The organism is Cedecea sp. NFIX57, assembly GCF_900177785.1.
Taxonomy (GTDB): Bacteria; Pseudomonadota; Gammaproteobacteria; order Enterobacterales; family Enterobacteriaceae; genus Cedecea; species Cedecea neteri_C.
Genome location: NZ_FXAS01000017.1, coordinates 39,890 through 53,397 on the forward strand (window position 1 = coordinate 39,890; position 13,508 = coordinate 53,397).

Annotated in this window: 12 protein-coding genes; 8 read left to right on the forward strand and 4 right to left on the reverse strand. The window is 52.2% G+C overall.

What is annotated here, in order from left to right:
• Positions 1-132: 132 nt before the first annotated feature.
• Complete coding sequence (locus B9Y90_RS15690; RefSeq protein WP_039302512.1) at positions 133-1,056, forward strand: LysR substrate-binding domain-containing protein; 924 nt, start codon at positions 133-135, stop codon at positions 1,054-1,056.
• A gap of 24 nt (positions 1,057-1,080) precedes the next feature.
• On the opposite strand, the gene smrA is transcribed toward B9Y90_RS15690, so the two are convergent.
• Complete coding sequence (smrA, locus tag B9Y90_RS15695; protein ID WP_039292634.1) at positions 1,081-1,644, reverse strand: DNA endonuclease SmrA; 564 nt, start codon at positions 1,642-1,644, stop codon at positions 1,081-1,083.
• A 439-nt stretch (positions 1,645-2,083) separates the two neighbouring features.
• Here smrA and ogt point away from each other — a divergent pair, with 439 nt between their 5' ends.
• From ogt to uspE, 3 genes are all read left to right on the forward strand, one after another.
• On the forward strand, positions 2,084-2,599 hold the full coding sequence (gene ogt / locus B9Y90_RS15700; protein WP_039292631.1) for a methylated-DNA--[protein]-cysteine S-methyltransferase: 516 nt from the start codon (positions 2,084-2,086) through the stop codon (positions 2,597-2,599).
• Between the two features lie 192 nt (positions 2,600-2,791).
• The gene (gene fnr / locus B9Y90_RS15705) at positions 2,792-3,544 is read left to right on the forward strand and encodes a fumarate/nitrate reduction transcriptional regulator Fnr (protein ID WP_039292628.1); all 753 of its coding nucleotides are present in this window, start codon (positions 2,792-2,794) and stop codon (positions 3,542-3,544) included.
• Positions 3,545-3,677: 133 nt separating this feature from the next.
• Positions 3,678-4,628, forward strand: coding sequence for a universal stress protein UspE (gene uspE / locus B9Y90_RS15710; protein ID WP_085541786.1), 951 nt, complete (start codon positions 3,678-3,680; stop codon positions 4,626-4,628).
• A 60-nt stretch (positions 4,629-4,688) separates the two neighbouring features.
• Here uspE and B9Y90_RS15715 read toward each other — a convergent pair whose 3' ends face one another.
• Positions 4,689-5,690 (reverse strand): LysR family transcriptional regulator, encoded by a 1,002-nt coding sequence (locus B9Y90_RS15715; protein ID WP_254902702.1) that lies wholly within the window; start codon positions 5,688-5,690, stop codon positions 4,689-4,691.
• Positions 5,691-5,826: 136 nt separating this feature from the next.
• Here B9Y90_RS15715 and B9Y90_RS15720 point away from each other — a divergent pair, with 136 nt between their 5' ends.
• Entirely contained in the window at positions 5,827-6,750 is a 924-nt protein-coding gene (locus tag B9Y90_RS15720) for a DMT family transporter (RefSeq protein ID WP_085541788.1), read from the forward strand.
• A gap of 3 nt (positions 6,751-6,753) precedes the next feature.
• Here B9Y90_RS15720 and pntB read toward each other — a convergent pair whose 3' ends face one another.
• On the reverse strand, positions 6,754-8,142 hold the full coding sequence (gene pntB, locus B9Y90_RS15725) for a Re/Si-specific NAD(P)(+) transhydrogenase subunit beta (protein WP_008456379.1): 1,389 nt from the start codon (positions 8,140-8,142) through the stop codon (positions 6,754-6,756).
• 10 nt (positions 8,143-8,152) lie between these two features.
• Complete coding sequence (gene pntA, locus B9Y90_RS15730; RefSeq protein ID WP_176227875.1) at positions 8,153-9,682, reverse strand: Re/Si-specific NAD(P)(+) transhydrogenase subunit alpha; 1,530 nt, start codon at positions 9,680-9,682, stop codon at positions 8,153-8,155.
• A 544-nt stretch (positions 9,683-10,226) separates the two neighbouring features.
• Here pntA and ydgH point away from each other — a divergent pair.
• The 3 genes from ydgH to folM all read left to right on the forward strand — a co-directional run bounded on the left by ydgH (position 10,227) and on the right by folM (position 13,496).
• A complete protein-coding gene (gene ydgH / locus B9Y90_RS15735; protein ID WP_085541790.1) occupies positions 10,227-11,171 on the forward strand; it encodes a DUF1471 family protein YdgH in 945 nt (314 codons plus the stop codon).
• 187 nt (positions 11,172-11,358) lie between these two features.
• A complete protein-coding gene (locus B9Y90_RS26465) occupies positions 11,359-12,741 on the forward strand; it encodes an amino acid permease (protein WP_139827404.1) in 1,383 nt (460 codons plus the stop codon).
• A 44-nt stretch (positions 12,742-12,785) separates the two neighbouring features.
• Positions 12,786-13,496 (forward strand): dihydromonapterin reductase, encoded by a 711-nt coding sequence (gene folM, locus B9Y90_RS26470; RefSeq protein WP_139827407.1) that lies wholly within the window; start codon positions 12,786-12,788, stop codon positions 13,494-13,496.
• The last annotated feature ends 12 nt before the right edge of the window (positions 13,497-13,508 follow it).

A 13,508-nucleotide genomic window follows, 5' to 3' on the forward strand; every position in this document is an offset into this window, starting at 1 on the left:
GAAAAAATCTTCTCTGATTTAAAGCGGTTATGACCCTGGCCATAACAAAATGTTAATAATATTTTGCAATGAAGTTATCAAAATTCAACACCGAGGCTTGTCAGCGCCGCCGGACTGTTTTTAACATTGCTTATGGAAAAAAATGGTCTCTTCAGTCAGCGCATTCGCTTGCGCCATTTACATACTTTCGTGGCCGTCGCTCAGCAGGGAACACTGGGTCGCGCGGCTGAAACTCTTAACCTGAGCCAGCCGGCGCTCTCCAAAACCCTTAATGAGCTGGAGCAGCTTACCGGTACACGCCTGTTCGAACGCGGGCGGTTAGGCGCTCAGCTAACGCTCACCGGAGAACAGTTTTTAACCCATGCGGTAAAAGTGCTGGATGCCCTGAATCATGCCGGGCAGTCGTTTGTCCGCCGGGAAGACCGGCCTTCTGATGTGATACGGATTGGCGCCCTGCCTACCGCCGCGCTGGGTATTTTACCGGCGGTCATCGGCGAGTTTCATAGGCAACAGAGCGACGTCACCCTGCAGGTTGGCACCATGAATAACACCATGCTGCTGGCGGGGCTTAAGTCCGGGGAACTGGATTTAGGCATCGGGCGCATGTCCGATCCTGAGCTGATGACGGGCCTGAACTATGAACTGCTGTTCCTTGAGTCTCTCAAGCTGGTTGTTCGCCCTAACCACCCGCTGCTGCATGAAAATATTACCCTTAGCCGGGTGATGGAATGGCCTGCGGTGGTTTCCCCGCAGGGCACGGTGCCGCGCGATAACGCGGAATCTTTGCTCGCGTCACAGGGCTGCAAGCTGCCTTCAACCTGCATCGAAACGCTTTCGGCTTCGCTATCCCGCCAGCTGACCGTCGACTACAACTATGTCTGGTTTGTACCTTCCGGCGCGGTGAAGGACGATTTACGCCAGGGCACTCTGACCGCTCTTCCTGTCCCGATCCCAGGCGTTGGAGAGCCTATTGGTATTCTGACGCGGGTGGACACTCAGCTCTCAACGGCCGCGCAAATTTTGCTGTCCTCGATTCGTAAATCAATGCCGTCCTGAGTGAAGTTGCCGCCATTTCGCTGCTCAACGGCTTCGTTTGGCGTGCTTTTCCCAGGTTTCCAGTTTGGCCTGCTCTGATTTTTTTAACGCCACATAGCAGGCCCCGCTGCCGCCGTGGTGCGGCATCGCCGCGCAAAAAGCCTGGACTTCGTCAAACTCGGCCAGCCAGCGACCAAGGAAGCTACGCACCACGTTGGCGTGGGATTTATCTTCTCGCCCTTTGCCGTGCACGATCAGCAGATTACGCAGGCCATCCTGCTTAGCCTGCATAATGTAGGCAAACAACATCTGCCGGCAGCGCTCCACGGGCTGGCGGAGCAGATTAAGACTTGCCTGCTGGCTGTATTTTCCGAGACGGAGTTTGTCCAGCACGCCACTCTGCAGGCCCTCACGCTTGAACTCCAGCGGCGTGTCGAGGGGGATGATGTCCAGAAAATCGGTAGTGAGAAAGTTGTCCAACTGAGAGGTGTCTGGCTTTACGCCAATGTTCTCTTTCTGAGGTTTGATCCACTGGCTGTCCGCACAGTTTTTCAGCGGTTTGACATCCTCCATGGCGTCAAGAAACAGCGATTTGTCGTCAAGGTTCACGGTCAATCCTCCTGAGTTAGCTGCCGCTACTATAACCCCGCCCTGCCTGAGGCTCAACGGGACAGCCGTGGGAGATATTCCAGAATAGTTGGCAAATTATTTATGTCACTGGTTCTTTAAAATGAGAATATAAAGTTTGCATTTGCGTTAAAAAAACGTAAATCAAATGGCCGTAAAAGAAATTATTATTCCCTTCCCCGAGAAAATAATCACTGCCGCAATCAGACAGCCAGACGCTAACTATTTCGGGTGATGAGTCAGGAAAATTATCAAACTTTTTTCTCCGCGCCCGGCCATTATTTTTCAGTCTTCGACTGGGAATTTAGATGTGGTGATAATCCTTTTGAGGTCTGGATGGCGTCATTGGGGCTATGTTATCTTTTCAGCCTCAAAATGGGCCGCGCATTCGCTCAGGCCCGACTAAAAACGGAGTAATACCGTGCTGACAATACTGGAAGATAAGATTGACACCCCGCTTGGTCCGCTGTGGATCCTGTGCGACGAGCAGTTCAGGCTTCGGGCCGTGGAATGGGAAGAACACAGCGACCGCATGGAACAGCTGCTGAACATTCACTATGGGAAACAAGGATTTCAACGCGTTAGCAGCCGCAACCCGGGGAACCTTAGCGGCAAGCTGAGTGACTATTTTGCCGGCGATCTGGCGGTGATTGATACTCTGCCCACGGCGACGGCAGGCACGGATTTCCAGCGTCAGGTTTGGCAGGCTCTGCGTGATATTCCCTGCGGGCGTGTGATGCATTATGGCGAACTGGCAGAACAGCTTGGCCGCGCTGGAGCCGCGCGCGCGGTCGGTGCCGCGAACGGCTCAAACCCGGTCAGCATCGTGGTGCCGTGCCATCGTGTCATTGGCCGAAACGGCACAATGACAGGCTACGCAGGCGGCGTGGCGCGGAAAGAGTGGCTACTGCGTCATGAAGGTTATTTATTACTGTAATGGTGCCAAAAGTGCGGCTATTTATTCCAAAACAGAGTAGCTGCATTTTAATGTTTTAGGGAATTCAACAAGATGAAGGCCCTTTTAAAACCTCCTACCTTTATTATTGTCCGAATAACGTTCTGCCAGACTTACCTGATCGCGAAAAAGATGTTAAAATTGACCAATATCAATTACGGTCCGAGCATATCTATGATCCCTGAAAAGCGTATTATTCGACGAATTCAGTCTGGCGGTTGTGCTATCCATTGCCAGGATTGCAGCATCAGTCAATTATGCATCCCCTTCACGCTTAATGAGCATGAACTCGATCAGCTTGATAATATCATCGAGCGTAAAAAGCCGATTCAAAAGGGACAAACCCTGTTTAAAGCAGGAGATGAACTGAAATCGCTGTACGCTATCCGCTCCGGCACCATCAAAAGCTACACCATTACCGAGCAAGGCGATGAGCAAATCACCGGTTTCCACCTCGCGGGTGACCTGGTCGGCTTTGACGCCATTGGCACAGGGCATCACCCGAGCTTCGCTCAGGCGCTCGAAACGTCGATGGTTTGTGAAATCCCGTTTGAAACGCTCGACGATTTGTCTGGCAAAATGCCGAGCCTGCGCCAGCAGATGATGCGCCTGATGAGCGGCGAAATTAAAGGCGATCAGGACATGATTTTACTGCTGTCGAAAAAGAATGCCGAAGAACGCCTGGCGGCGTTTATCTACAATCTTTCTCGCCGCTTTGCGCAGCGTGGCTTCTCACCGCGTGAGTTCCGCCTGACCATGACCCGTGGCGATATCGGTAACTATCTGGGTCTGACGGTAGAAACCATCAGCCGCCTGCTGGGACGCTTCCAGAAAAACGGTATGCTGGCGGTAAAAGGCAAGTACATCACTATCGAGAATATCGATCTGTTATCAGACCTTGCGGGCCAGTCGCGTAACGTTGCCTGATAACCTTCTCCTTTGCCGGATCGGCTTTTATCCCTTTTATTGATCCGGCAAGGGCTCTCCACCTGTTTCATTCCTTTCTTATGGGTTAATCTTACTTCACAGACTGTGGTTAAGCAGTTGTAAGGAGACCTGTATGGCAAACTACCAAAACATGCTAGTCGCGATTGATCCCAACCAGGACGATCAACCTGCCCTGCGGCGTGCTGTTTATTTGCATCAACGGATTGGCGGCAGGATCAAAGCCTTCCTGCCTATCTATGATTTTTCCTACGAAATGACCACGCTTCTGTCACCTGATGAACGCACCGCTATGCGCAAAGGGGTTATCAGCCAGCGAACGGCCTGGATTAAACAGCAGGCGCACTACTACATCGAAGCCGGTATTCCTATTGATATTAAGGTGGTGTGGCATAACCGCCCGTTCGAAGCCATCATCCAGGAAGTGATCGCTGGCGGACACGACCTGCTGCTGAAAATGGCGCACCAGCATGACAAGCTGGAAGCCGTGATCTTCACGCCCACCGACTGGCACCTGTTGCGTAAATGCCCCTGCCCGGTGTGGATGGTTAAAGATCAGCCGTGGCCGGAAGGCGGCAAAGCGCTGGTGGCAGTGAATCTTGCCAGCGAAGAGCTTTACCACAACGCGCTGAATGAAAAACTGGTGAGAGAGACGCTGAAGCTAGCGGATGATGTTAACCACACCGAAGTTCACCTGATCGGAGCCTATCCGGTCACGCCAATCAATATTGCCATTGAGTTACCTGATTTTGACCCAAGCGTATATAACGACGCCATTCGCGGCCAGCATCTTGTGGCCATGAAGGCTCTGCGACAAAAATATGGCATTGACGAAAAAATGACGCACGTCGAGAAAGGCCTGCCGGAAGAGGTAATCCCTGACTTAGCAGAACATCTTGAGGCCGGGATTGTAGTGCTCGGCACCGTTGGGCGCACGGGGCTTTCCGCCGCGTTCCTGGGCAATACCGCGGAGCAGGTTATCGACCATTTGCGCTGTGATTTGCTGGTGATAAAACCGGACGATTACCAGACGCCGGTTGAGATGGATGACCCGGAAGACGACTGATATTGCTCTGCGTTTAAGCGAAAAATCCCGCTGATTACCGGCGGGATTTTTATTTGCAAATCAGGCGTTATCATCGAGGCGGATAATAATACCCCGCAGGTAATCGAGCACCATTCGGTCATTTTCCGCCAGAGGTTTTTCCTTCAGGGCTACAGCACCCACATCCATGTAAGTTGAGCTATCTTCTATCGTTTTTCTCATCACCCGAAGCCCCTCAAGAGACCAGGGACGATAGACCAGGTCGGATAAAATAGTTACGCCCCTTCCCTTTGCTACCAGACTGCGCACGGTTTCAAAAGACGTGGTAGTAAAAACAACATTTGGCTGCCCTCCTTTCGCCTGCCAATGCTGGCAAATGACGTCCGGGTATTTATCTGTATCCAGCATGATAAACGGCACGCCTGCAATATCGGTCAGTTTCACACCCGGCTGGCTGAGCAGCGGATGCCCCTGAGCAACCCATAGACGGCGCTGCGAACGAATAAATGTCTCAACGTTCAGTCCCGCGTCGTGACTAATGTTCGACGTAAGCACCAGGGAAAACGCCAGAGTTCCGTACCGGAGTTGTTCGATGAGTCTGGCTGGCTCGTTTTCAACAAAGCGAATGACCATCAGGGGAAAGTGCTGTTCGACTTCACTGATAATTGCCGGCAGTAAATAGGCCGAAAGCGTCCTGGCGATGCCAATTGTTATCTCTCCCGCAGCCAGCTCAGGCTGGAATTGCAAATCCTCGATAGCATGCTGACTGTCGCTGATAATTTTGCGGGCATGAAGCAGGAAGCGCTCGCCGGACGGTGTAAGCTGCACGCCCTTAGGCTGGCGCAGAAAAAGCTGACTGTTCAGCGCTTCTTCCAGATTTCGCATGGCCACCGTCATTGAGGACTGCGAAATATGGCAGTAGGTCGCCGCTTTAGAAACCTGTTTCGTGCGTGCTAAAGCGATGAAAAATTCCAGTTGCCGCAGAGTAAACTTCATAGATAAAAACGATACCTTTAAATAAAAAAGATGAATTAGCTTTGCAGCTCGCTCGTCCTTATCCTTTTCGTGTCGACAGGCAAGCACTACATGCCTTAAAAATCAAGCCATCAGGCGCCTGTATCCACTTTAATGTATCAAGCTGGCCGCATGTCTTATCGTAAGTATAGATAGAAGCGATATCCACAACATCCTGTCAGCTCCCAAAGATGGAAATTTCTCTATGCCGTATTTATTACTCAGTCTCGCCGCCCTGTTTTGGGGGGGCAACTACGTTGTCGGGCATTTGCTGGTGACTCAGGTTGATCCGATTATTCTCTCCGAAGCCCGCTGGTTAGCGACCGCCCTGCTGTTGATGGCTCTTTACCGGGTGCAGGTTAAAAACCAGTGGCCGGAAATGGTAAAAGCCCGGGGAACTGTCTTTTTTCTGGCACTTTGTGGTCAGGTGCTGTTTCCGGTGACGCTGTATATAGGCCTGCAGTATACCTCCTCGCTTAACGCTGCCATTTACCTGTCGACCACGCCGGCGCTGGTGCTGCTCATCAATAAACTGGTGTTCAAAGAGACCATCTCACGGCGAAACATCCTGGGCGTTCTGCTCAGCTCAGCAGGGGTGCTCTATCTGGTGATGCAGGGTGATTTGCTGCATATCGACACACTAAAAAACCTGAACAAGGGGGATGCCTGGACGATGGGCTCGGCGGCAAGTTGGGCGCTGTATTGTGCATTTTTACGGCTCAAGCCCCAAACCATCGGCGGCAATGCCTTTGTGGCCGTCAGCGCTGTGATTGGCGCGCTGGTGCTGATTCCGCTCTTTATTTTTACGCTCGTTCATCAGCCACATTCACTGAGTGGCCCTTACCTGAATACTCGTTTCTTATCCGGGCTGGCCTACCTGGTTATTTTCCCCTCATGGCTGTCATATCTGCTCTGGAATAAAGGAATTTTGGCCATTGGCGCAACACGTGGAGAGATCTATTCACACCTGATTCCACTTAGCGGCGGCGCGTTCAGCATCCTCTTTTTGAATGTCCCTCTACATGCTTTTCATGTGATAAGCGCATTGTTGATTACGGCCGGGATAGCCCTTTGCTCAGGGCAGACAAAAAAAAGCCGCCCCTTAGGACGGCTTTCACAAGATAGCTGACGCTTATAGCGCTTTCAGAATCGCTTCCACGCTGGCTTTGGCATCGCCAAACAGCATCTGGGTGTTCTCTTTAAAGAACAGCGGGTTTTGCACACCTGCGTAACCGGTATTCATTGAGCGTTTAAACACAATCACGTTCTGCGCTTTCCACACTTCCAGCACCGGCATACCGGCGATTGGGCTGCGCGGATCGTCCTGAGCGGCCGGGTTAACAGTATCGTTAGCCCCGATAACCAGCACGGTATCGGTATCGGCGAAATCATCATTGATCTCGTCCATTTCCAGCACGACGTCATACGGCACACGGGCTTCAGCCAGCAGTACGTTCATATGGCCCGGCAGACGCCCTGCGACAGGATGAATACCAAAACGCACTTTGACTCCGCGGGCACGCAGTTTTTCGGTAATTTCCGCCACCGGATACTGCGCCTGAGCCACCGCCATACCGTAGCCTGGAGTGATAATAACCGACGTGGAGTTCTTCAGCATCTCTGCGGTTTCTTCCGCGCTGATCTCACGGTGTTCACCCGCTTCTTCCGTTTCGCCAGTTGAAGAACCGTCGGTCCCAAAACCACCAGCGATAACGCTGATAAACGAACGGTTCATCGCCTTACACATGATGTAAGACAGGATAGCACCAGAAGAACCTACCAGCGCCCCCGTGACGATAAGCAGATCGTTACTGAGCATGAAGCCCGCAGCCGCGGCAGCCCAACCGGAATACGAGTTAAGCATTGACACCACAACCGGCATGTCTGCCCCACCGATGGAAGCCACCAGGTGCCAGCCAAAGGCCAGCGCAATGATCGTCATCACCAGCACAGCAAGAACCTGCATCCCCACGCTTTCAGTACGCACAAACACCAGCAGCAGCGCAAAGGAAACCACCAGTGCCGCCAGATTGAGCTTATGACGATTTGGCAGCATCAACGGTTTAGACGAAATTTTACCGCGCAGCTTGCCGAAGGCGACAATAGAGCCAGTAAAAGTGACGGCCCCGATAAAGATCCCGATGAAGACTTCCGTTAAATGTATATTCTCCATGATCGGCTCAAGGCCCGGGCCGTGATCAAGGTAGCTGTTAAAGCCAACCAGAACCGCCGCCAGGCCCACAAAGCTGTGCAGCACAGCAACCAGCTCCGGCATTTCAGTCATTTCGACTTTCTTCGCCAGGTGAATACCAATCGCCCCACCGATCACCATTGCGATGATAATCCACACCACGTTACCGGTTTCCGGACCAAAAATGGTCGCCACCAGCGCAATCGCCATCCCCGCAATACCAAACAGGTTGCCCTGCTTTGAGGTTTCGTGTTTTGACAGGCCAGCCAGGCTAAAAATAAACAGAATCGCGGCAACAATGTATGCAGCTGTCACTAATCCACCAGACATGTGTTACCCCTTAGTTCTTCCGGAACATTTTCAGCATGCGCTGAGTGACGGTGAAACCACCAAAAATATTGATACTGGCGATCAGTACCGCAATGAAGCTCAGGAAGCTAACCCAGCCACCGTGACCAATTTGTAACAGCGCACCCACCACGATTATCCCCGAAATGGCGTTAGTTACCGACATCAGCGGCGTATGCAGAGCATGGGAGACATTCCACACCACGTAGTAACCCACTACGCAGGCCAGCGCAAAGACGGTAAAGTGGCCAAGGAACTCTTTTGGTGCCACGCTGGCAAACCAGCCAAACAGAATGATGGCCAGTGCCATCAGGCCATATTTAAACCATGGCGACGTTGGTTTTTTCTCTTCGACCGGAGCTGCCGCTGGTTTTGCTGCGGCCTGAGGCTGAGCGGACACCTGAATTGGCGGCGCAGGCCAGGTCACTTCACCTTCGCGGATAACGGTCACGCCGCGCACCACCACATCATCAAAATCAACGGTGATATTGCCGTCTTTTTCTTTGCACAGCAGTTTAAGCAGGTTTACGAGGTTAGTGCCGTAAAGCTGGGAAGACTGGGTCGGCAAACGACCCGGCAGATCGGTATAACCAATGATTTTCACGCCGTCAGGCGTCACGGTAACCTGATTCGCAACGGTGTATTCACAGTTGCCGCCGTTTTGTGCCGCAAGATCGACAATCACGCTGCCCGGCTGCATGGTATCTACCATTTCACGGGTAATCAGCTTCGGCGCAGGTTTGCCTGGGATCAGTGCCGTAGTGACGATGATATCCACCTCTTTCGCCTGAGCCGCAAACAGCGCCATTTCGGCTTTGATAAAGGCTTCGGACATCACCTTCGCATAGCCATCCCCGCCGCCGGCTTCTTCTTTAAAGTCCAGCTCGAGGAATTCGGCGCCCATGCTTTGCACCTGCTCTTTTACTTCCGGGCGGGTATCAAACGCACGAACAATGGCCCCGAGGCTGTTGGCCGCGCCAATGGCTGCCAGGCCCGCAACACCCGCACCGATAACCATCACTTTGGCTGGCGGGACTTTACCGGCAGCGGTGATTTGCCCGGTAAAGAAGCGGCCAAACTCATGTGCAGCTTCGACAATCGCACGATAACCAGCAATGTTAGCCATGGAGCTCAGCGCATCGAGGGATTGCGCACGTGAAATACGCGGCACGGAATCCATCGCCATGACGGTGATGTTACGCGTCGCCAGCTTTTCCAGTAGCTCCGGGTTTTGCGCCGGCCAGATAAAACTGACCAGCGTCGAACCTTCACGAGCAAGCGCAATTTCGTCATCCAGCGGCGCATTAACTTTAAGAATAATGTCCGACTGCCAAACATCAGCGCTGTTGGCAACGATCGCCCCCGCGCGCTCAAACGCTTCGTCGTCAAAACTTGCCAGTTTACCCGCATCGTTTTCAACGGCGACACTGAACCCCAGTTTAATCAGCTGCTCTACCGTTTTCGGCGTGGCGGCTACACGGGTTTCATTGGCCAACCGCTCTCTTGGTACACCAATACGCATAGTATTCCCTTCCATCTGTTTTTGATGATGGTTTGCCAGACCTTGCCATGGCCAGACGCAAGCATCCGCCCGTATATGCAGGCAGATATCTGTTCCATTACCACTTCAACAAAAAATACATCTGTAACAAACTTTTTATAACCTACTGAAAATAACGATTGTGATCTACATCCGCATCCGGGTATTTGTATTTTTATCGCAAAAATTCAGCCATCACACACTCAGGCAGTCATTTTAATCTCTATTTACACGCGGAGGCCTGATAATACGCTTAAGCGAGGCGGTATGACATGATTCTGCGCCGCTATAAAACTCATTTTTAACAACATATTAACCAAATAAGTCATAAGATTTATCAGTTTTACCGGTGAACGTCTCTTTTTTTAACTTAATAACGTTTGCTGCTGCTATTCCGCCCCGGGAAGGCACAAGGCGTGAAAAATGGCGCAGACAAGGACGTTATTTCCAGCCATAATCGGCGACTAATCGGTCTTTATCAGAGAAGTATCTGTATTCATTTTGCGCAAGGCGAAGGATTATTTTTATGAATCTCAAGAACACCCTTCTGGCGTCAGCTCTTATTTCTGTCACCTCACTGTCCGCTCAGGCGGCGACTGAATTGACGCCAGATCAAGCTGCTGCTCTCAAGCCGTACGAGCGTATTACCGTCACGGGACGCTTCAACTCTATCGGCGATGCCGTGGCTGCCGTTTCTCGCCGTGCCGATGACATGGGCGTTGCATCATTCTACGTTCTGGACACAAACTTCATCGGCGAAAGTGGCAACGCCCGCGTTGTCGCAGATGTCTACAAAGCTGATGCACCAAAAGCCGATGCAGTAAAAAATCGCGTCATTAATGGCGTTGTTGAATTGCCGAAAGATCAGGCATTCAAACTTGAGCCTTTCGATACCGTCACCGTCCAGGGCTTCTATCGCAGCCAACCGGAAGTGAATGACGCCATCACCAAAGCTGCGCGTGACAAAGGTGCCGCTTCGTTCTTTATCGTTCGTCAGGTTGACGCGAACCAGGGCGGCAACCAGCGCGTAACAGCATTCATTTATAAAGCTGATGCTAAACAACGCGTGGTGCAAAGCCCGGATTTACTGCCGGCTAACTCTGAAGCAGGTAAAGCCGCGTTGGCCGCCGGTGGCGCTGCCGCTAAGCAGGTAGAAATTCCGGGTATTGCCTCTTCTGAAGCGCCGTCCAGTGATGTTGGCCGCTTCTTTGAAACCCAGTCATCTAAAGGTGGCCGTTACACCGTTACGCTGCCAGACGGCACCAAAATTGAAGAAGTGAATAAAATCACTGCAGCGCAAATGGTTCCGTTCGATAGCGTTCAGTTCACCGGTAACTACGGCAACATGACGGAGATCTCCTATCAGGTTGCGAAACGTGCCGCGAAGAAAGGGGCTAAGTTCTACCACATTACTCGCCAGTGGCAGGAACGTGGTGGCAACATCACCATCAGCGCAGACCTGTTTAAATAAGATACACCACATCCCAAAAGGCAGCGAAAGCTGCCTTTTTTTTGCGCCCAAATCATTTTATCGCACCACACGCATTGCAAGCAGTGTACACACTCCGTAAAATCCCGCGCCTTAGCGTGATCCTCCATTTTTATGCGTAAAAGCAAAATAATTATGCTGGTTCACTTCAGACCTCAACAGGATACCTATGGAAAAGAAACTTGGTCTCGCCGCGCTAACCGCGCTGGTATTAAGCTCCATGCTCGGTGCGGGTGTATTTAGCCTGCCGCAGAACATGGCGAGCGTTGCGAGTCCGGCTGCGTTGCTGATCGGCTGGACGATCACTGGCGTAGGTATTCTCTTGCTGGCTTTGGCGATGCTGGTACTCACCCGACTACGCCCCGATTTAGACGGCGGGATATTTACTTACGCGCGCGAGGGTTTCGGCGAGCTTATCGGCTTTTTCTCAGCCTGGGGTTACTGGCTGTGCGCGGTGATCGCCAACGTTTCTTATCTTGTCATTGTGTTCTCGGCACTGAGTTTCTTTACTGACACCCCTGAACTACGCTTTTTCGGCGATGGCAATACCTGGCAATCCATCGTCGGCGCTTCCATATTGTTATGGATGGTGCATTGGCTGGTACTGCGAGGCGTACAAACTGCGGCCAGCATTAACCTGGTCGCAACCCTTGCGAAGCTCCTGCCTTTGGGGATGTTCGTGGTACTGGCGATCATTGCCTTTAAGCTCTCCACTTTCTCTCTCGATTTTACCGGTATTGAACTCGGCGTTCCTGTCTGGGAACAGGTGAAAAACACCATGCTGATTACCCTTTGGGTCTTTATCGGCGTGGAAGGTGCCGTCGTGGTATCCGCGCGTGCAAGAAATAAAAAAGACGTTGGCAGAGCCACGCTGCTGGCCGTTATTGCCGCACTAAGTGTCTATTTACTGGTCACCTTGCTTTCTCTCGGTGTCGTCGCTCGTCCAGAACTCGCCGCAATGCGCAATCCGTCAATGGCGGGGCTGATGGTCGAAATGATGGGGCCATGGGGCGAAGTGATTATTGCGGCCGGACTGATTGTTTCCGTGTGCGGCGCCTATCTGAGTTGGACAATTATGGCTGCAGAGGTGCCACTGCTGGCGGCAACCCATAAAGCCTTCCCCAAAATGTTCGCCCGGCAGAATAAAAACAACGCACCGTCGGCTTCCCTTTGGCTGACAAACATCAGCGTGCAGGTATGCCTCGTGCTGATCTGGCTGACCGGCTCGGACTACAACACGCTGCTGACCATTGCCTCAGAAATGATTCTGGTGCCTTATTTCCTGGTCGGCGCTTATCTACTAAAAATTGCTACCCGTCCTCTGCACAAGGCGATTGGTGTTGGCGCCTGTCTTTACGGTTTGTGGCTACTTTACGCGTCGGGCCCGATGCATCTGCTGCTTTCAGTCGTGCTGTATGCGCCTGGATTATTAGTCTTTATTTACGCACGCCGTACCCATACGCACGAAAAGTCGCTAAATTTAAAAGAGCGTACAATGATTTGTCTAATGCTGCTGGCAGCATTTCCGGCAACGTGGCTGCTGGTGGGGTAACGAATGCTTCCCCGGCAGCGATTCTGGATCAGGGGAGCCAAGCTATTAACCGACCCATTCTTATCACCGGTGCAGGCCAGCGTATCGGCCTGGCACTGGCTCAGCATTTTCTGGCTAAATCTCAGCCGTTAATTGTCAGTTACCGCACGCGCCATCCTGCTGTCGATAAACTCGAACAGGCTGGCGTCACATGCCTGTACGCCGACTTTTCAACAAACGAAGGCATCCTTGAATTCGCTCAACGAGTGAAGTCGCACACGCCTGCTCTGCGGGCCATCATCCATAATGCCAGCGAATGGAAGCCGGAAACCCGCGAGACTGCGCCAGGCGATACACTGCAGGCAATGATGCAGGTTCATGTGGCAGCACCTTATTTACTTAATCATGAACTGGAAGACTTACTTCGCGGGCACGGGCAGGCCGGCAGCGATATTATCCATCTGACCGATTACGTCGCGGCACGCGGCAGCGACAAACATATCGCCTACGCCGCCAGTAAGGCGGCACTTGAAAATATGACGCTCTCTTTTGCGCTAAAGTTGGCCCCGGAAGTTAAGGTCAACGCCATCGCGCCAGCGCTGATTATGTTTAACGACGGGGATGATGCTGACTATCGCCAGCGCTCGCTGAACAAATCGCTGATGAAAATCGCCCCCGGCGAACAGGAAATTGTGAGTCTGGTTGAGTATCTGTTGACCAGCCGCTATGTCACCGGCAGAAGCCATGCAGTAGACGGCGGACGACACCTACGCTAACGCTGTTTACCA